Origin of the sequence: Pseudoalteromonas sp. A41-2 (assembly GCF_015767615.1) — a bacterium.
GTDB lineage: Bacteria > Pseudomonadota > Gammaproteobacteria > Enterobacterales > Alteromonadaceae > Pseudoalteromonas > Pseudoalteromonas lipolytica.
Genome location: NZ_CP065231.1, coordinates 1,721,094 through 1,740,382 on the forward strand (window position 1 = coordinate 1,721,094; position 19,289 = coordinate 1,740,382).

23 protein-coding genes are annotated in these 19,289 nt (G+C 40.4%); 17 read left to right on the forward strand and 6 right to left on the reverse strand.

Annotated elements, in window-relative coordinates; all coding sequences use genetic code 11:
- Position 1: 1 nt before the first annotated feature.
- The 13 genes from IT970_RS07865 to IT970_RS07920 all read left to right on the forward strand — a co-directional run bounded on the left by IT970_RS07865 (position 2) and on the right by IT970_RS07920 (position 11,027).
- Positions 2 to 1,159, forward strand: a complete 1,158-nt coding sequence (locus tag IT970_RS07865; RefSeq protein ID WP_036968447.1) for an acyl-CoA dehydrogenase family protein — start codon at positions 2 to 4, stop codon at positions 1,157 to 1,159.
- A gap of 10 nt (positions 1,160 to 1,169) precedes the next feature.
- The gene (locus tag IT970_RS07870) at positions 1,170 to 1,949 is read left to right on the forward strand and encodes an enoyl-CoA hydratase (RefSeq protein ID WP_065979914.1); all 780 of its coding nucleotides are present in this window, start codon (positions 1,170 to 1,172) and stop codon (positions 1,947 to 1,949) included.
- On the forward strand, positions 1,949 to 3,091 hold the full coding sequence (locus IT970_RS07875) for an enoyl-CoA hydratase/isomerase family protein (RefSeq protein ID WP_196857740.1): 1,143 nt from the start codon (positions 1,949 to 1,951) through the stop codon (positions 3,089 to 3,091). The genes IT970_RS07870 and IT970_RS07875 overlap by 1 nt, the downstream gene beginning before the upstream one ends.
- Positions 3,092 to 3,096: 5 nt before the next feature.
- The gene (mmsB, locus tag IT970_RS07880; protein WP_075593580.1) at positions 3,097 to 3,987 is read left to right on the forward strand and encodes a 3-hydroxyisobutyrate dehydrogenase; all 891 of its coding nucleotides are present in this window, start codon (positions 3,097 to 3,099) and stop codon (positions 3,985 to 3,987) included.
- Positions 3,988 to 3,996: 9 nt separating this feature from the next.
- Entirely contained in the window at positions 3,997 to 4,758 is a 762-nt protein-coding gene (locus IT970_RS07885; protein ID WP_065979917.1) for an SDR family oxidoreductase, read from the forward strand.
- A gap of 95 nt (positions 4,759 to 4,853) precedes the next feature.
- On the forward strand, positions 4,854 to 5,342 hold the full coding sequence (locus IT970_RS07890; protein WP_196857741.1) for a hypothetical protein: 489 nt from the start codon (positions 4,854 to 4,856) through the stop codon (positions 5,340 to 5,342).
- A gap of 58 nt (positions 5,343 to 5,400) precedes the next feature.
- Positions 5,401 to 7,221 (forward strand): protein kinase domain-containing protein, encoded by a 1,821-nt coding sequence (locus IT970_RS07895; protein WP_036968435.1) that lies wholly within the window; start codon positions 5,401 to 5,403, stop codon positions 7,219 to 7,221.
- A gap of 513 nt (positions 7,222 to 7,734) precedes the next feature.
- A complete protein-coding gene (locus IT970_RS07900) occupies positions 7,735 to 8,280 on the forward strand; it encodes a DUF7010 family protein (protein ID WP_196857742.1) in 546 nt (181 codons plus the stop codon).
- Positions 8,281 to 8,466: 186 nt separating this feature from the next.
- Positions 8,467 to 8,649 (forward strand): hypothetical protein, encoded by a 183-nt coding sequence (locus tag IT970_RS16030; protein ID WP_231387325.1) that lies wholly within the window; start codon positions 8,467 to 8,469, stop codon positions 8,647 to 8,649.
- Entirely contained in the window at positions 8,594 to 9,064 is a 471-nt protein-coding gene (locus tag IT970_RS07905; RefSeq protein WP_231387326.1) for a DUF6624 domain-containing protein, read from the forward strand. The genes IT970_RS16030 and IT970_RS07905 overlap by 56 nt, the downstream gene beginning before the upstream one ends.
- 56 nt (positions 9,065 to 9,120) lie before the next feature.
- On the forward strand, positions 9,121 to 9,465 hold the full coding sequence (locus IT970_RS07910) for a lipoprotein (RefSeq protein WP_227006818.1): 345 nt from the start codon (positions 9,121 to 9,123) through the stop codon (positions 9,463 to 9,465).
- 121 nt (positions 9,466 to 9,586) lie between these two features.
- Entirely contained in the window at positions 9,587 to 10,693 is a 1,107-nt protein-coding gene (locus IT970_RS07915; RefSeq protein ID WP_075593574.1) for a serine hydrolase domain-containing protein, read from the forward strand.
- A 121-nt stretch (positions 10,694 to 10,814) separates the two neighbouring features.
- Positions 10,815 to 11,027: a CPXCG motif-containing cysteine-rich protein gene (locus IT970_RS07920; RefSeq protein WP_196857743.1), complete on the forward strand. Its 213-nt coding sequence runs from the start codon at positions 10,815 to 10,817 to the stop codon at positions 11,025 to 11,027.
- Between the two features lie 82 nt (positions 11,028 to 11,109).
- Here the strand turns inward: IT970_RS07920 and gloA are convergent, their stop codons facing one another.
- The 4 genes from gloA to acuR form a co-directional block, all read right to left on the reverse strand.
- Positions 11,110 to 11,643 (reverse strand): lactoylglutathione lyase, encoded by a 534-nt coding sequence (gene gloA, locus IT970_RS07925; protein WP_036968417.1) that lies wholly within the window; start codon positions 11,641 to 11,643, stop codon positions 11,110 to 11,112.
- Positions 11,644 to 12,047: 404 nt separating this feature from the next.
- A complete protein-coding gene (locus IT970_RS07930; protein ID WP_196857744.1) occupies positions 12,048 to 12,464 on the reverse strand; it encodes a VF530 family DNA-binding protein in 417 nt (138 codons plus the stop codon).
- Between the two features lie 93 nt (positions 12,465 to 12,557).
- Positions 12,558 to 13,550 carry an acrylyl-CoA reductase (NADPH) gene (acuI, locus tag IT970_RS07935; protein WP_196857745.1) on the reverse strand — a complete coding sequence of 331 codons (993 nt, stop codon included), beginning with the start codon at positions 13,548 to 13,550 and terminating at the stop codon, positions 12,558 to 12,560.
- Positions 13,551 to 13,619: 69 nt separating this feature from the next.
- Positions 13,620 to 14,252: an acrylate utilization transcriptional regulator AcuR gene (acuR, locus tag IT970_RS07940; protein ID WP_180311557.1), complete on the reverse strand. Its 633-nt coding sequence runs from the start codon at positions 14,250 to 14,252 to the stop codon at positions 13,620 to 13,622.
- 360 nt (positions 14,253 to 14,612) lie between these two features.
- On the opposite strand from acuR, the gene rmf reads away from it, so the two are divergent.
- Entirely contained in the window at positions 14,613 to 14,783 is a 171-nt protein-coding gene (rmf, locus tag IT970_RS07945; protein ID WP_036968408.1) for a ribosome modulation factor, read from the forward strand.
- A 65-nt stretch (positions 14,784 to 14,848) separates the two neighbouring features.
- On the opposite strand, the gene fabA is transcribed toward rmf, so the two are convergent.
- Positions 14,849 to 15,364 (reverse strand): bifunctional 3-hydroxydecanoyl-ACP dehydratase/trans-2-decenoyl-ACP isomerase, encoded by a 516-nt coding sequence (gene fabA, locus IT970_RS07950; RefSeq protein ID WP_036968405.1) that lies wholly within the window; start codon positions 15,362 to 15,364, stop codon positions 14,849 to 14,851.
- Positions 15,365 to 15,571: 207 nt separating this feature from the next.
- Between fabA and IT970_RS07955 the strand changes: the two genes are divergently transcribed.
- Genes IT970_RS07955 through IT970_RS07965 form a run of 3 tightly spaced genes read left to right on the forward strand, consistent with a single transcriptional unit; the run spans position 15,572 to position 17,683 of the window.
- Positions 15,572 to 16,429 (forward strand): 6-carboxytetrahydropterin synthase, encoded by an 858-nt coding sequence (locus IT970_RS07955; RefSeq protein WP_196857746.1) that lies wholly within the window; start codon positions 15,572 to 15,574, stop codon positions 16,427 to 16,429.
- Positions 16,422 to 17,240, forward strand: a complete 819-nt coding sequence (locus tag IT970_RS07960; RefSeq protein WP_180311559.1) for a M23 family metallopeptidase — start codon at positions 16,422 to 16,424, stop codon at positions 17,238 to 17,240. The genes IT970_RS07955 and IT970_RS07960 overlap by 8 nt, the downstream gene beginning before the upstream one ends.
- Positions 17,241 to 17,245: 5 nt before the next feature.
- Positions 17,246 to 17,683: an acyl-CoA thioesterase gene (locus tag IT970_RS07965; protein WP_036968399.1), complete on the forward strand. Its 438-nt coding sequence runs from the start codon at positions 17,246 to 17,248 to the stop codon at positions 17,681 to 17,683.
- Between the two features lie 278 nt (positions 17,684 to 17,961).
- On the opposite strand, the gene IT970_RS07970 is transcribed toward IT970_RS07965, so the two are convergent.
- Positions 17,962 to 19,284, reverse strand: coding sequence for a Na+/H+ antiporter family protein (locus tag IT970_RS07970; protein ID WP_196857747.1), 1,323 nt, complete (start codon positions 19,282 to 19,284; stop codon positions 17,962 to 17,964).
- Between the last annotated feature and the right edge of the window lie 5 nt (positions 19,285 to 19,289).

Below are 19,289 nucleotides of genomic sequence, written 5' to 3' on the forward strand. Positions count from 1 at the left end.
TATGGACTTTAATTTAACCGAAGATCAGCAAGCCTTTGCTGAAACAGCCCGTCAGTTTGCAGAGTCTGAACTGGCACCTTACGCCGCTAAATGGGATCAAGAACACATTTTTCCAAAAGACACCATTAAGGCAGCGGGTCAGCTTGGTTTTTGTGGTTTATACACGCCAGAAGAAGCGGGTGGTTTAGGGTTATCTCGCCTTGATTCAAGCATTATTTTTGAACAGCTTGCGATGGGTTGTACAGCAACCACCGCCATGCTAACGATTCATAATATGGCAACCTGGATGGTAGCAAGCTTCGGTACCGATGCAGTAAAAGAAAAATACTGCGAACAACTTGTCATGGGTGAATTACTTGCCTCGTATTGCTTAACCGAGCCGGGTTCAGGTTCTGATGCTGCATCACTTAAAACAAAAGCCGTTAAAGAAGGCGACGAGTATGTGATTTCAGGCTCTAAGATGTTTATCTCTGGAGCGGGTGAAACTGACTTATTAGTGGTTATGGCACGCACCGGTGGTGAAGGTGCTGCAGGTATTTCGGCATTTGTGGTTCCTGCAGATGCAGCCGGCGTTGAGTATGGTAAAGCCGAAGAAAAAATGGGCTGGAATGCACAACCAACACGCTTAATTAGCTTTGAAGACGTGCGTATTCCTGCTGCAAACTTACTGGGTCAAGAAGGCGAAGGTTTTAAATTTGCGATGCAGGGCCTAGATGGCGGTCGTATTAATATTGCAACGTGTTCGTTAGGTACGGCGCAAGCTGCACTTAATACAGCGCGCGAGTATTTAAAAGAGCGTGAGCAATTTGGCAAGCCTTTAGCCGCTTTCCAAGCGTTGCAATTTAAAATTGCTGACATGAACACGGAGCTTGTAGCTGCGCGTCAAATGGTACGTTTAGCGGCGTTTAAACTGGATACGGGCGACAGCGAAAAAACCACTTACTGTGCAATGGCAAAACGCTTTGCCACTGATGTTGGCTTTAAAGTATGTGATGATGCACTGCAAATTCACGGTGGCTATGGCTATATCAAAGAATACCCACTAGAGCGTCATTTTAGAGATGTGCGAGTACATCAAATACTTGAAGGTACAAATGAAATTATGCGTGTGATTATTGCGCGCCGTATTTTAGCTGAATCAGCTAACGACATTCTATAAGGAGCGTACTATGTCTAATCCATCTATCGATCTTGTTATTGAAGGCAACGTAGCGGTGTTAACAATGAATAACCCGCCTGCGAATACCTGGACACACGATACACTTACCGCCTTAAAAGACACGGTGACAGAGTTAAATGCCAATAAAAACGTGTATGCATTGGTTATCACAGGTCAAGGCGAGAAGTTTTTTAGTGCCGGTGCCGATTTAAATGTGTTTGCAAGTGGCGATAAAGGCGTTGCGGCAACCATGTCAAAAGTATTTGGTGATGCATTTGAAGCATTAACAAACTTCCGTGGTGTTTCAATTGCTGCAATAAATGGCTATGCCATGGGCGGCGGTCTTGAAGTTGCCCTTGCGTGCGATATTCGTATTGCAGAGCAACAAGCACAAATGGCGCTACCTGAAGCAAAAGTAGGCTTACTGCCTTGTGCTGGCGGGACGCAAAATCTTGCGTGGTTAGTGGGCGAAGGTTGGGCAAAACGCATGATCTTATGTGGTGAGCGTTTAAAAGCCGACAAAGCACTTGAAATTGGACTTGTTGAAGAAGTTGTTGCACAAGGCGAAAGTTTAAATGCAGCAATGGCGCTGGCTAATCAAGTAGCTGAACAGAGCCCTGTTGCTGTTACTGCGTGTAAAGAACTCATTCAAAAAGGCCGTACTCAGCCTATGGCTCATGCATTACCACTTGAGCGTGAACTGTTTGTTCAACTTTTCGACAGCAAAGACCAACGCGAAGGTGTGAACGCATTCTTAGAAAAGCGTAAAGCAAACTGGGTAAACGGCTAATGAGTAATTTAACACTACTAAATCATCAAGATGCGCCAGTGGTGTTCGAAACTGCAGAGGCCGCCAGCGGCCTCATTGCAATTGCAACACTTAACGCGCCAAAGTCGTTAAATGCATTAAATTACGACATGATCCAGTTACTTGAGCCACAGCTTAGAAAGTGGGCTGACGATGACTCAGTAGCGATGGTTATTTTAAAAGGTGCAGGTGAAAAAGCGTTTTGTGCCGGTGGCGATGTGGTGAGTTTACACAAAGCGATGAGCACAGGTGAGCCTGCCAGCTACATTGAAGATTTCTTCGCGCTAGAGTACAAGCTTGATTACCTAATACACTGCTACGAAAAACCCATTATGTTATGGGGTAACGGCATTGTGATGGGCGGGGGCCTTGGCTTAATGGCGGGGGCAAGTCATCGAGTCGTAACTGACACTTCTCGAATCGCGATGCCTGAACTCACTATTGGTTTATACCCAGATGTTGGCGGCAGTTACTTTTTACATAAAATGCCAGATCAAGTAGGCCTATTTTTAGGTTTAACGGCGGCCTCTATTAATGCCGAAGATGCATTATTTGTAAACTTAGCCGATCATTATGCAACGGCCGATAAATTTGATGCCATTTTTTCTGCTATCACTGCTGAAAAATGGGGTAAAACAGCCTCATTAAACCATGAAAAGCTGACTCAAATTTTAGTCTCTATTGATAACCTTTCCGGTCGAGTACCAAAGGGGAATGTGAAAGCTAACTTAGCAGCTATTCAAAAGCTTGCTGAGTTTGAAACCCTAGAAGACAAAATTGACTATATACAAGCAATCGACACAGAAGATAAATGGCTGTCACGTGCTCAAAAATCGTTGGCACATGGTTGCCCGCTGAGTTGTGCATTGGTAGAGCGTCAACTTGCTGCATCGAAAGGCAAAACACTTGCCGAGTGTTTTAAAATGGAGCTTGGTATGTCGGTACGATGCGGTGAAGTAGGTGAATTTCAAGAGGGTGTGCGTGCTTTATTAATCGATAAAGATGGCGCACCTAATTGGCAATTTAAGTCACTATCAGACATTGAACCTGATTTACTAGAAAGCTTTTTTACATCACGCTGGGATGAGCAAACTCACCCACTCAATGTGTTAACCAAGGGGTAATACAGATGGCTAAATTAACAATAGGTTTTATTGGTTTAGGCAATATGGGTGGCCCAATGGCGGCTAACCTAGTTAATGCCGGCCACACAGTACGCGTATTTGATTTAAATAAAGCGGCGGTCAGCGAGCTTGAAGCAAAAGGCGCAATGGCCGCAAGCGATGCAGCTGAATGTGCTATTGGTGCCGATATTTTTATTAGTATGCTACCAGCAAGCAAGCATGTTAAGTCGCTTTATCTTGGTGAAACGGGCTTAATTAATTTACTAGACAGTAAAACACTGGTTATTGATTGCTCAACCATTGATGCTGAATCAGCTCGTCAAGTAGGCAGCGAACTGGCACAAAAAGGCATTGATTTTGTTGATGCGCCGGTATCTGGTGGTGTTGCAGGTGCAACCGCGGGTACGCTGACATTTATTGTCGGTGGTGAGCAGCGTCACTTTGAAAAAGCCAAGCTTGCATTGGTTGATATGGGCAAAAATATTTTCCATGCGGGTGATATTGGTGCAGGCCAAGTGGCTAAAATATGTAACAACATGCTGCTTAGTATTTTGATGGCAGGGACAAGTGAAGCTCTGCAAATGGGCATTAATAATGGCTTAGACCCCAAAGTATTGAGTGACATTATGACCGCCAGCTCAGGCCGTAACTGGACCTTAGAGCTTTATAACCCGTGCCCAGGTGTGATGGAAACCGCACCGGCTAGTAATGATTATAAACCGGGCTTTATGGTTGATTTAATGGCAAAAGATTTAGGTCTTGCTATGGAAGCAGCCCAGCAAAGTAATTCATCAACCCCAATGGGGTCAATGGCTAAAAATTTATACACCATGCTGCAACACCAAGGTGCAGGCAGTGATGATTTTAGTGCCATTTTTAAATTATTCTCGAAGTAGGAGTGTGTTGTGGAAATTAAAAACAACAACATCGTTATTACTGGTGGTGCGCAAGGTTTAGGCTTTGCGATGGCCGAAAAGTTTGCATCGCTTGGCGCAAATATTGCGCTGATTGATATGCAACAAGACATCCTCGATACCGCGGTATCTGCCTTGGCTAAATACGGCACAAAAGTACAAGCCTATGTTGCAAATGTGACTGATGAAGATGCAGTCGTTACAACATTCAACACGATTAATAATGACTTTGGTCATATTGGTGTGCTTATCAACAATGCGGGTATTTTACGTGATGGTATGTTTATCAAAGCGAAAGAAGGCAAAGTGGTTGATAAGATGTCGCTTGCCCAATTTCAGTCTGTTATTGATGTGAACCTGACGGGCGTGTTTTTAGCCGGACGTGAAGCAGCAAGCCACATGATTGAGTCTGGTAAAGGTGGCGTTATCGTTAATATGTCGAGCGTTGCACGAGCAGGTAATATTGGCCAAACAAACTATGCTGCTTCTAAAGCAGGTGTTGTTGCGATGACAACTGGTTGGGCAAAAGAGCTAGGCCGCTTTGGAATTCGTGTGGGTGCAATTGCACCGGGTGTTATTCGCACTGCAATGACCGATGCTATGAAGCCAGAAGCAAAACAGCGCATGATGGCTGTAACCCCTGTGGGTCGCTTTGGTGAAGCAGAAGAAATTGCACAAACGGCACAGTACATTGTTGAAAACGATTTCTTTACAGGCCGTGTTGTTGAAATCGACGGCGGTATTCGACTTTAATTTCAATTACCCATTGAATACCAAAACGGTAAGCTAAGCTTGCCGTTTTTTTGTTTTTAGATTAGGGTGAGTTTCTGATTAATAAGGAAATTACAATGACAACAGAGAACGTAAAAGCTTCACTAATGAAGGGAATAACTGCACAATTTACGCTAGGCAAGCATGTTATTGAATATTGGGGGTCAGCCTATACCGGTAAAGAGAGTTTAAAAGTCGATGGTGAATTAATAAAAGAAGCCCGTAGTTTTAAAACTTCCTCTTGTCATGAATTTGATATTGATGGTAAAGCCTGCAAGCTAGATGTAATCGTAAAGCCCTTTAGAAAATCCACCGCAGTCATTTCATTAATGTGTGATGGCGTTTTAGAGCAAAGCTATCAGCTTAAGTACGGTACAATACGAAAAGTTGCATGGTATTTTAAAGCGATTCAACTTATGGCATTTTTTGCTCTGGGTTGGATGTTTATGAGCGACGTAATAAGTGTGATGGAGTTAATTATTCTTGCGGGCATCATTTTAACAGTTTCAGAACTGTTTTTTAAACAACATGGTTGGACCATTGAAAAGCAAAATCCTTGTAATTAACTTACCAACATTCAATAATTAAACGGCTAACAATGCCGTTTTTATTTTGAGAGATGCAGTGAATCCCAAACAAATCCGCAATTTTTATATCAACGAAGAACAGTCTGTATACTTACTGTCTCATCATGATGCAAAAAAGCACCGTCGATGGCTCAACATATGTATTAAGCAATTAACCTTGCTTGGTTACACGCAGGTTGAACTAATTGGTTCAGGGGCATTTGGTTTTGTTTTTGCGGGGATTGATGATGAAGGCGTGCCATGGGTATTTAAGTTTTCGCGGATAACACTGGCACAAAGCGTTCGTGACCGCCTAGAAGACGAAGCTTACATGCTTTCTCAAGTAAATAACCCCTTGGTGCCGAAGTTTTACGCCTTTGAAAGAATAAAAAAGCAAGGCATCTTAATGATGGAGCGCGCCCTTGGCGAAGATTTAGAAAAAATATCAATCAAGCAAGGGCGTTTTAGTGCAGCAAAAATTATGTCGCTCGCGCTTAAGCTCAGGAATGTGCTGGTTGATTTGCGTGAGCACAAAAATGGCATTAGCCCACAACCCATTGTGCATGGTGATATTAAGCCTTCTAATATCGTGTATGACGAACAAAGTAATAAATTATCTTTGGTTGATTGGGGCAGTTCTGTGTATGCCCAAATCGACAGTGAAGGGAATCCGGTTGCCAGCAATTTTATGGATTTAATGTCGGCAGATATAAGCACCACCAACGCACGTATGGGCGATGTGTATTTTATTGGTGATGAGCAGATGTCGGGCGGTCAATCATCGCCACGGTTTGACGAGCAAGGCGTTGCATCAACCTTGTATGCATTAGCATCTGCGCAATCATGCCGCTTTGGCGCTAAAGTTATTCCTGCCACCAGTCTTAACTTACCCATTGAGCTTGCACGGGTAATTGATGGCATGCTTTCAAAAGATAAAGCAACGCGAGATGGTGCGGGCGATTACTTTATGCGTAATATGCCAACCATGGCTAAAGCATATTTACCAGAGCTACCGCGTGAGGTGATACGCCCCTATATTCCTTACTGGTTTAGCGACATAGACGAGCACCCTGATACCGTAGTATACAGCTCGCGTAAACAGTTTTTGCGCCAAGCTGATCATAATCAACAACTGCTCGATGTAAATGATGCACAGCTTGATAGATACTATAAAGAGTTCTTATTTGATACCGGTGATACCGAAAAAGCATTTTTGGCGGCAATCAGTCGATTAGCTAAATACCCGGTAGTAGGGGGCTTAAGTTTTCACTGGAAAGAAAACTCCGTGTTTGTTGAGTCATCCTTAATTTTGCATGATGAAAGCTTAGGCACTGCCTTTACAGACGCTATAAATAATACCGTGATGCTTGCTCAAGGTATTGAACAAAAAGGTCTGTTTAAGTGTTGCTTATTCGATGCGCGTAAAACTATTCAATTAGAACGTGACGGCACAGGGGCCTTTAAGTTTGAACATTTACCAGAGCTTGATTACGAAGTGATGGATGTACAGGCCTCTGATGTAACGCGACCACACTCGTACTTTGAAGACGGCAAAGACCCTGATGAGCAACTACAACTGCCTAAAAAAGTGATTAAATGCGTATTTGAGCTAAACCAAATACATCATACAGGCTGTATCATTTTTGAAGCTTTGCCAGATAGAATGAAAATTCACCATTACTACCGCTTACTTGACGCCAGTAAAGAACCTGAATTTAAGCGCTTACTAAGTAAGTTGATGCAATATGCTGTTAGCATTACCGATGTAGGCGTTGCTGGTTTTATGAAACTCCCGTATAAAAACACCCGTGAATTTGACTTATGTGCCAAACAACCCGATGAATTCTACCCACGAGATCCAAAAAGAGTCGCTCTGTAATGCGCTGGGCTTAACATAGCCAAACAAAGCCAAAATACAGAACTCACTTTTTTACCTGCCACTTTATAAAGACGTCGCGTAAGTTGTTTTACCGCTCACTTAGCCATTTCTAATACCAATATCAATCCGCAGTAATAGATCATCATTTTGGTATCAACGCTGTTTTATTGTCTCAAGAGTACTTAATTTAGCGAATTGGTACAATTTTCTTACGTGCAATGCACTGATTTAAAGGGAGCAAAATTGGCTTAAGACTTAGTTTTAATTGATGGGTTTCAGGTGCAGGCACGGTAATTTACATGATACTGTGTTTATATACAGTTATGAGTGCTTGTGCCCAATAATATTAAGTACACTGTTTTGAAATGGATTTTTGAAGTCTAAATATGCTTTTTAATTATGTGTTTACAAAGATGTTTATGTGTAGAAAGATGGGTGTATAAAAAACAAGCCATCAAATGCGTTATGAAGCAGTAAAGTGGTTGGGTATTAAAGGGCATGTAAGGAGTAATTATGACATTTGAAGATGCACAAAAAGATATGAATACTTCTTACTGTGCTGGCGGAACCGGCGTTTTAGCATCTGGGGTTATCTGGTGTTTAGCGGGGATAGTTGCACTTCAATACTCATATCAATCAAGCATGCTCGCGCTTTTTTTTGGTGGCATGTTTATACATCCTATCGCTATATTTTTATCAAAAGCACTGAAGCGTTCAGGAAAACATAATGCTAATAATCCGCTCGGAAAACTTGCTTTAGAAAGTACGATAATTTTATTTGTTGGGTTGTTTATTGCCTTTGCTGTAGCAACGTTAAAGCCTGAATGGTTTTATCCAATTATGCTAATGATAATTGGTGTACGTTATTTAATTTTTAATACTTTATATGGCACAAAAGTGTATTGGATTTTAGGGGCTCTGCTTATGATATCTGGCGCGCTGTGCATATTTTTCGCAAGTCATTTTGTAATTGGTGCGTTTACAGGGGCTGCATTAGAAATCGTGTTTGCGGTCGTTATTTTAAATCAATCAAAAAAATTGCATCTAAAAACAACATAACACGCCTTGCTAGTGTGAATTTTAACTGGCAGTTATACAGATTGGAGAAACATGGAAGAACTTTACCTAGAAATAGCGTTTACAATAGCGGTCGCTCTGAACCCTTATTAAAACGCTGTTTATAGTTAAATCGGTTGTCGTTCATGCCACAGCGATAAAACTCATTTTACAAGGAAGAGAAAAATTATGCGTTATTTAATACTTATCTTATTTATTCCATTTTTTACTTTAGCTGAAAGCAATACACAACTAAAAAAGGAATTAATGCAAATGGAAATTCAAGATCAAAGTATCCGCAATAAAATAGGAAAAGTTGGGCTGGCAAAATCCCCCCAAAGAACTCATAAACCAGCTAAAGATAATAGATGAAGCTAATACAACTAAGCTAAAAGCTATTATCAAAGAACATTCATGGCTAACAAAAGAATTGGTCGGTATTGAAGGAGTGAGTGCTGCTTTTTTAATAATTCAGCATTCATCAGATATTGAATTTAAAGCAAAAATGCTCCCGTATTTAGAGACGTCATATTTAAATAATGAAGGTATAACGGGACAGCAACTTGCCTTACTAACTGATAGGGTCATTATTGCTCAGGGCAACAAGCAACTCTATGGCACTCAGGCTGACTTAATCGAGGGTCAAATTGTATTTAGTCCTATTGAAAACAAGGCTAATGTTGATAAACGTCGAGCAAAAATGAAAATGCCACCACTCGATTTTTATAAAAAGTTAATGGAAGAAATGTACGGTATAAAAGATCACCCTGAAATAGATCTTAATTAATACAACGATAAAAGCAAAATTAAGCTCTTTTAAGACAGGTTTTCGGTGGGATCTTAATGGTAGAAATGAAAAAGTTTATTTTACTGGTTTTAGCTGTGCTTACTTTGACTTCTTGTAGCAAGCCTTTGCCAGCGGATAAGTTATCTTACGTAGGTGAGTGGGAAAGCAAAGAAATGTACTTGCTTATCCATCAAGACGGTACGGTGGTATATGAGAGGGTCCAAGATGGTGGGTCAACATCTATAAACGCGCCGTTAAAAGAGTTTATAGGAGACGACTTTGTAGTAGGTGTGGCTTTTTTAACCTCTAATTTCGATGTGACAGAAGCACCACATTTGGTTGGTGACGAATGGGTAATGGTTGTTGATGGCGTGAGATTAACAAAAAACCAAGGTTATTAGATATTGCTGTAAATATTTATAGGAACTTACTTAAATAATTAATATTAGGTTGTTTTTATTATAAGAGATTCTTACTTTAGAAGCGTGTATTTGCGTTATTTAGTGTTTCAAAAGGGATGTTATGAATAAATTATTATTTTTTATTGTTTTTTTCGTTATTAGTAATGCTCAAGCAGCTGACGCGACTTATTTCTCAGAACTAAAAGCCGAGCTTGATCAGGCTGTACCAAAGATTTTAGATAAGCATAAAGCCCCTGGTGTTGCCGTTGCCTTTGTTCAAGGCGAAGAGGTTACCGGATTTCTTTCTTATGGCTTTGCAGATATTGAAAGTCAAAAAGCCATTACAGAAAATACCATGTTTAATGTAGGCTCAATATCAAAAGTAGTGACTTCGTGGGGGGTTATGCAGTTGGTGGATCAAGGTAAAGTTGAACTTGATAAACCAATAAATAATTATTTAAAACGCTGGAAGATACCTAAGTCTGAGTTTGGAACTGAAAATGTAACGTTAAGAAATGTTCTGTCGCATACATCGGGCTTGTCTCTCGGTCCTTATTTTGGCTGGGGCTCACCGACAGATGTTCCTTCGATTGTAGATTCATTAAATGGCAAGAATAATGGTGCAGGCGATGTAAAAATAATACATACACCAAATACAAAATGGTCATACTCAGGTGGTGGGTACTCTATTGTTCAGTTACTCATAGAAGATGTATCGGGTTTAAGTTTTGAAGACTATATGCAGAAAAATGTACTTAAGCCGTTTGGAATGAATAACTCAACATTTAATGTAACACCTGCTGTTATGAGTAAATCAGCAACACCGTATGATGAAAATGCAAAGAAAACATCCATGATCTACTTTGCTGAGCAAGCCGCTGCGGGTTTACAAACAACTGCTATTGATTTAGCACGATTTAATTTAGCCGTGCTTAAAAATAAGGAAAATAAATACAATGGCTCTCGTTTTATATCACAAGCTCTAATTAAAGAAATGATTACACCTGTAGCAAATACAGGGGGTCGCTGGAGTATGAGTTATGTTGTCGATTCAGAAAATAAAAGTTTAGGGTTCGCTGGATTTAACCAAGGGTGGATAGCGTTAACACGGTCGATTACAGACCAAAATAGAGGCTACGTTATACTTACCAATAGCAGCATAGGAAGCGTTAGTAATGATATTGATAATCTTATTTTATCTAAACTGCGCAAGCCTAAAAGTGAGTAGTTTATAGCAACTAAGCTTACTTAATAGGTATTTTTGATACTTAATAAGGTGGTTATGTTGAAAAGCATAGAGATAATAACAATCTATTTAGTATAGAGCTCAATAATAGGGAGTCGTACTGATGAATCAATTAACTGAAAAAACGATTACGTGTCCGTATTGTGGTGAATACATTGATGTATTATTAGACCCCGCTGATGTTGATCAGCAATACATAGAAGATTGCCAAGCTTGTTGTAAGCCTATTAATTTTTTGGTTTTTGAAAGCGCTGATGAAACGCTTTCAGTGACAGTATCCAGTGATGATGCTGGTTATGGGTTTGCGTCTTATTAGATTACGGATTGTTAGCTATTTTTATGCTTAACGCTACATTAAACAAAAACCTGCATATTGCAGGTTTTTGAATGTTAAAGTTTTATGGCTTCTGAGCTTCTATGATCTCAGTGATCCCCTCAGCCGAGAGTATTTCTATCCAATATCCATCTGGGTCTTTAATAAAGGCTAAGCCTTTCATTGAGCCATCATCAGGCTTTTTCACAAACTCAACATCATATTTAGCAAAGCGTTCACAGGCTGCGTATACGTCAGGCACGCTAATACCTATATGACCAAACCCTTTGGGTTCGTTATTACCATTATGGTAACCCTCAAAGCTGTCGTCGTTTTCAGTGCCCCAATTATGTGTAAGCTCTATAAGCGCTGGGCGGCGAAATACCCACTGTGCTTTTTCTTTATCAGTCCCTTTTGGTATAGCTTGCTCATAGCCTAAAAAGTACAGTGTAAATTCCATTGCCGGAAAATCGTACTTGCCTAATAGTTTCATTCCTAAAACGTTTTGGTAAAACTCTAATGAAGGCTTAGGATCTTTTATACGCAGCATTGTTTGTTGCATTACATAATCTTGTGTCGCATTTGCGATTTGTTCTGGCGATTCATTGTAGTCAGACATACATGACCTTTGAAAAGTGAGAGGTGAAAAAACATAAATGTAGTGTAGTAATCATAATCAACCTTCATTGAAATTTAAACCATGATACGTAAAGGCTATCTAATAAAGTGAACTATTTTCTTTAAAATAGGTGTATCTGTTTATGTCACTTAATACACGGGCCGATGCTATTAAAGACTGAGCAGATATTTATAAACCAAGGAAGAAATAACGATGTAGGTTTTACGAAAACGTCTAACAAATTGACTTAAATTGATTGGAACTTTGATTAGTACTTTTTTAACAGATACTTTTTAACTGGTACTTTTTAACAACTACTTTTGATTAGTCGTAAAAAAGCAGAGAAACAACCTAAATAAGCCGCTCTTAAAACGGCTCATTTAAACTTAAAACATGAAGCTAGATTAATTACCCCAAGGGTTGCTCGCGCTTGAACGCTGTTTACGCGCACGGGCTTTTTGTTTCGCTTCTTTTTTCTCATGAATGCGTTTTGCATCAGTAAAACTAAGCTCACACGGCTCACCAGGTTTTTGATCTGCTGGGATCACGCGATCGCGTGGTGGTAGCTCGTAGTTAACGTCATCAGGGCGCGGTAAGTTTTTTAGGCGGTACAGATAAAAGTTATCGACCTTTTCTTGCGCCCATTGAGTTTTTCGCAAAAACTTAACGGCAGATTTTACATCAGGGTTATTTTTAAAGCAGTTTAAACGCAGGTAGGCATGGAGTAATTCCCAGCCATACTGGTCAACAAGTTCAGTGACAACCTGCTCAATGCCCACACCCTGTAGTGGGTTATTGCTGAAAATTTCTTTATTACTCATTCGACTGTCCGGTATTTCTCAAAACTAGGGTAAGTATAATTGCCTTTACCCTAGTTTTATACCTAACGAAGCAAGAAACTGTATTTTGAGTGGTTATTCTTTACAGTTAACCACAACACGGCCACGTATTTCGCCTTTTAATAACGCATCAGCATGGCTAATGGCGTCTGATAATGGAATTTCTCGCGAAATTGTATCTAGATACTCAGGCTCAACTAACTCGCTCAGACGTTGCCATGCTTCGATACGGTCAGCTTTAGGGCGCATGACACTGTCTATACCTATTAAGCTGATACCACGAAGAATGAATGGCGCAACGGTTGCTGGGAAATCCATGCCTTGTGCTAAACCACAAGCTGTAACAACACCCCCATAGTTAATTGATGCACAGACATTTGCCAGTGTATGACTACCTACCGAATCAATGGCTGCCGCAAATTGTTCTTTGGCAAGTGGTTTACCAGCAGTGGAGAACTCATCGCGTGATAAAACACGTTTTGCTCCAAGTTTTTGTAAGTGTTGGGCCTCGTTCATACGACCCGTTGTTGCTACAACGTCAAAACCGAGCTTATTGAGTAAGTAGATGGCAAAACTTCCCACTCCACCATTTGCTCCTGTCACTAATACTTCGCCGCTTTGTGGGCTAATACCGTGCTTTTCAAGCGCAATAATACTCAGCATTGCGGTGTAGCCTGCGGTGCCAATTTGCATTGCTTGTTTAGGGGTTAAATTAGCGGGGAGGGGAATGAGCCAATCGCTCTTCATTGAGGCTTTTTCGCTAAGACCGCCTAAATACTTTTCGCCAACACCAAAGCCATTTAATAATACGGTGTCGCCCGGTTTAAATTCGTCAGAATCGGACTCGCTAACCGTGCCTGCAAGGTCAATACCTGGGATCATAGGAAATTGTCTTACCACTGGTCCTGCACCCGTTATCGCCAGAGCATCTTTATAATTTAGGGTGCTGTAGTCAACATCAATATTAACATTATGCTGGTGGATGCTCTCAACAGGAAAATCTGTGTACTTGGCGTGATAGCCTTGATCATCTTTATTTATAACTATCGATTTGGCTGATGTTGTCATGGTTGACTCCTTTTAGACCGATCGTCTTTTAATGGTTAAATTAAAACCGTTAATTGATTTATAACGGCTTTATAAGATTAAACGTAAAAATTGTGCTGTATAAAGGGTAAGAGGTTCGCTTGATTTATCAAGCTTTGAGCGCATAACGGCACCTTCCCAGCCAATCCAAAAAAATTCAGCAAGCATTTTGCAGTCTGTTGATTTTGCGATTTGTTTTTGTTCTTTCGCTTCAATTAAACACTGCTCAACTAATTGCTGCCAATGCGTATACGCTTGTTTAATGCGGGCTATCATTGCGTCATCAAGGTGGCTGAGCTCTTGGTTAAGATTGCCAATAAGGCACCCTCGTTTAAACGCATATTTTGCCATGCCTTGTTTGGCATCGTTAGCAAATAAAACAACGCGTTCAAGTGGACTAATGGCGCTATTAGTGAGATGGCGTTTAAGCTTTGCTTGAAAGTAACTGTCGTAAGCATCGATTAAGGCTAAACCAAAATCATTTTTACTTTTAAAGTAATGATAAAAAGAGCCTTTAGGCACTTGCGCCGACTTTAAAATTAAATCGATACCTGTGGCGCTAAAGCCTTTTTCAGTTAATACAGCTAACCCTGTATTAATTAGCAGTGCGCGGGTATCTGCATTTGTGCGCTCAATTTTTGGGGGCCTGCCACGACGGCTTGGCTGTATTATTTTTGTTTCCATAGCTCAATATTAGACCGATCGGTTTTTAACATGCAAGCAATTTGTTGTTTAAATTGTAATCATAATAAAAATGTCATAATTACAAATTAATGGGGAACTTTACTGAAATAGCCTGTGTCACAAATAATGGCTATGCAATTTATAGCTCGTTTTTACTGTATTTATAGGTGGTTTGAAATATAGAGGTATGACCACTTAAAGGTTTTAAATGTTAATTCAGTTGATCATCAGCACGTTACTCATTGTCAATTTATTTAATTGCTTTTGTCATTTGAATTTAACAGTTTTATTAACTATTCATTAAATGTAGATGTCAATTTCGCTACATATCTATAAATATAAAAGGTGAGGATATTACCTATGAAGAGACAGAAAAGAGATCGTTTAGAAAGAGCTCATTCTCAAGGTTATAAAGCAGGCTTGGCAGGCCGTTCCAAAGAACAATGCCCTTATCAACAAATTGATCCTAAATCAGAATGGTTAGGTGGATGGCGAGAAGCAATAGAAAACCGAAATATGTTCAAAACTTAAAATAGGCATCTTATTTACGCAAAAAAGCCCCAAAGGGGCTTTTTTGTTTCTGCATTATGGGGTTATTAGAATGCAGTTGTATCTTGGAAAAGACCTACTTTAAGATCTTTTGCTTCATAGATTACACGACCGTCTACTTCTACAGTACCGTCAGCCATACCCATGAACAATTTACGCTTGATAACACGCTTCATATCTAAACGGTAAGTTACTTTTTTAGCCGTTGGTAAGATTTGACCAGTAAATTTAACTTCACCTACACCCAGTGCACGACCAAGACCTGGGCCACCTGACCAGCCAAGGAAAAAGCCAACTAATTGCCACATTGCATCTAAACCAAGACAACCCGGCATTACTGGATCACCTTTAAAATGGCAGTCGAAAAACCAAAGATCAGGGTTGATATCAAGTTCAGCAACGATTTGACCTTTACCGTGTTCACCACCATCGGCAGTGATAGAAACGATACGATCCATCATTAACATGTTATCGCTTGGAAGACGACAATTGCCTTCGCCAAACATTTCACCTTGACCACAAAGGACCAATTCTTCTTTTGTATAGCTGTTTTTAGGTTCCATAACTCTTTTTCATCGCTTAGAAATTGCCCCGTACTTTAGCGTACACTTGTACGCTAAACAACTCGGAGCAGTTAATTTTTTGCTATTTTTCGTTTGTTTTATGACCATTTAATTAAACTGTTGCTGTTAAAGGGAGATAAAACCGCGCATTGTGTATTAAAAATCATTATAATTGCTGTGATTCTTTAACCAGTCTAAAGGAAATTTATGATCCTTTTTGTAAACTCACTGACAGTGATTGATTTTTCTTACTTGTGTAATAAACGCGGCGCAGTTGGCGAGAGCTGGATTGTTGATTTAACCCTGCATGGCCAACTTAATGATGAGTCTATGGTGCTTGATTTTGGTTTAGTTAAAAAACAAATCAAAGGCATTATTGATGAATGTATTGATCACAAACTTGCCGTGCCTGCGAAACTAAACGGTTCACTTACTCAACACGATGAGCACAGCGTATTAGATTGTCATTTTGGTGACAACCATCACTTAGCGATGAGCGCACCAAACCAAGCCTTTTGTTTAATTGATGCCGACGTGATTGATGAGCACTCAGTAACCGCGTTTTTAATTAAAACGATAATGCCGCAATTGCCTAGCAACATCGAAAAAATTGAAATTAATTTATACCCTGAGCGCAGCCAAAGTTTTTACTACCACTACAGCCATGGTCTTAAAAAGCATGATGGCAATTGTCAGCGCATTATTCATGGTCACCGTTCGCAAATTGGTATTAGCCTTGATGGCATGGCTATGCCGCGTTTGCAAAAAGAGTGGGCCGATAAATGGGAAGATATTTATTTAGCGACAGCTGAAGACGAAGTCAGCAAAGCAGAGTTAAAACATGTTACAGCAGAAGATAACGATGTGTGCTTTGCGTATACATCGCAGCAAGGCTACTTTGAAATGGCCATTGCTGAATCGCGTTGCGACATTTTACCTTGCGATACCACGGTTGAATGCATAGCTGACTATCTTAGCACGCAAGTTAAAAACGAATACCCAGAGTCTGAGGTGAAAATCACCGCGTACGAAGGGGTCGGCAAAGGATCAATTAGCTATGCGTAAGGGATTACTGCTAACCGCGTTGGCAAGTTTGTTGTCTATACATGTAAATGCGGTTGAACTAAAAGGACATTTAACCCAAGGTGGTTTAGTCACAGGCCAACTTGAAAACGTTAAAAGTGTGAGTTTTAACGGTGAAAACTTAAAATTGTCGCCTCAAGGTGAATTTGTATTTGGTTTTGGCCGTGACGCAGACACAGAGCACACATTAACGTGGGTTGATAATGACGGTGTCGAGCATGAGCAAGCCATTGTTATTACAAAGCGCGAATACAAGATTGACAAAATTACAGGCGTGGCAAAAAAGTATGTTTCGCCGCCCAAAGAGGTATCTGAGCGAATTTCTCGTGAAGCGGTTGCTGTACGAAAAGCGCGAGAAGTTAATTCTGACCTCCGTTATTTTTTAGATCCGGTTTATAAGCCAGCACAAGGCCGTATTTCGGGTGTGTATGGCAGCCAGCGTTACTTTAACGGTGAGCCACGTAGACCACACTTTGGTTTAGACATCGCAAATAAAACTGGCAGCCCTGTGTATGCGCCTGTCAGTGGTACCGTTGTTTTTGCTGAGCCTGATTTATATTACTCTGGTGGCACGTTGATTCTTGACCATGGCCATGGTGTGACTTCGACTTATATTCATTTAAGCAAATTAGATGTAAAAGTAGGGGATACCATTACCCGAGGCGATAAAATCGCTGAGATAGGTGCAACGGGCCGAGTAACAGGACCCCATTTAGACTGGCGTTTTAATTGGAAAAATGAACGCCTTGACCCTGCGCTAATGATGCAAGACACATTAGCTAATGAAAAGTAGAGACTATGACACAACAAATCGATCGTGACGCTATTATTGCCCAGCGTATTGCTGACTCAACAACGTCGGTAACAAAAACAGTATTTCCTGGCCGTACTAACCACCACAACACCTTATTTGGTGGTGATGCGTTAGCGTGGATGGATGAAGTTGCTTTTATTGCTGCAACTCGTTTTTGTCGTAAACCTTTAGTAACGATTTCGTCTGACCGTGTTGACTTTAAAGAAGCGATTCCTGCCGGTACGTTTGCAGAACTTATCTCTAAAGTAGTCTATGTTGGTAATACCAGCCTAAAAGTAGACGTAGAGATATTTTTAGAGAGGATGCATAAAGACGATAAGCATCTTGCTATCTCGGGTAGTTTTACGTTTGTAGCGGTTGATGATAACCACAGACCAACACCGGTTGTGTGCGATAAAATGATCTACGGTTTCGACAGCTAACACACTTAAAGATAACCAAAATAAATAAGTACCTGCGGGTACTTATTTAATCCACTCAAAAGAACACATCATACTATATATTGTAATATGTATTACTCGGCACTTATGAATACTTTGCCTTAAATTAAACAGGGGATACCTGAATATGCAATTTAAGAGAAAAGCAAAAAAGTGTTTAAAATTGCCCGTAACAAGGTAATAAAAAGCCCCACATATGCAGGGCTATCGTCTTTTTAACTAACAGCATAACTTTTGAAGTTGCAGTACAGTGTTTTAATTTAAAGTACCATTGCTGCTATCCAACCCGATATCAGTAGCGGAATATTAAAGTGAATAAATGTGGGTACCACTGAATCCCAAATATGATCATGTTGGCCGTCGGCGTTCAATCCAGACGTTGGTCCTAAGGTAGAATCAGAAGCAGGGGAGCCCGCATCACCTAATGCCCCAGCAGTACCAACAAGTGCAGCCGTTGCCATAACAGAAAAGTTAAGTTCTAAGCACAGTGGTACAAAAAGGGTCGCAATAATTGGCACCGTAGAAAAAGAACTACCAATGCCCATGGTGATCAATAGGCCAACTAATAAAATGAGTGCAGCGGCAAGCGGTTTGTTTCCTTCTATCATACCAGCAGCAGAGCTTACTAATGAGGTAACGTCGCCAGTTGCTTTCATAACGGAAGCAAAGCCTTGTGCCGAAATCATAATAAAGCCAATCATTGCCATCATGGCTACACCTTTACTAAAAACGTCGCTGTTCTGCTCCCACTTAACAATACCAAACAGACTAAATATCATAACTCCAACAAGGCCACCTAGAATCATAGAACCACTCACATTTTGAGCCAGCAACGAGCAAAGTACGGCAGCAATACCAACAGCCAATACCTTTTTTGGTTGTTCGATAACGACGTCTTGCTGTTTTTCTGTTAGGGCGTGAGCCTCATAATGACGTCGCTTTTTGTAGCTAACAAATACCGCGATAATTAACCCAACTAACATGCCAAGCGCAGGAATTATCATAGCGATAGGGACTTGTGTATTCACAAGTTCTAAACCGTTTTCAGTGAGGTTTTTATGTAAAATTGAATATAAATAGATTCCACCAAACCCATACGGAAGAACCATATAAGAGGTTGCAAGACCAAAAGTTAAAATACAGGCAATGGCACGTCTATCTAATCGTAGCGTGTTAAATACAATAAGTAACGGGGGAATTAATATAGGAATAAATGCGATATGTACCGGGACTAAGTTCTGCGACGAAATCGCACACAATAATATGATGCTTAAAATTAAGTAGCTTAGGGTTGTTTCGCCTTTGTGGCTGTTATCATTCACTTGCTTGAGCAATTTGGCTGCTAAAATACGTGTTAACCCTGACTTAGAAATAGCCACAGCAAATGCACCTAGCATTGCGTAACTTAGTGCTATTTCAGCGCCGCCCGATAACCCATCGTTAAATGCATTAAGCGTATCTGACAAGCCAAGCCCAGCCGTTAAACCGGCAACAATGGCACTTAGTGTCATCGCGACAATGACATTAATACGGCAAAGTGTCAGTACCAGCATTAATATAACGCCAACAATTACTGCATTCATATTGT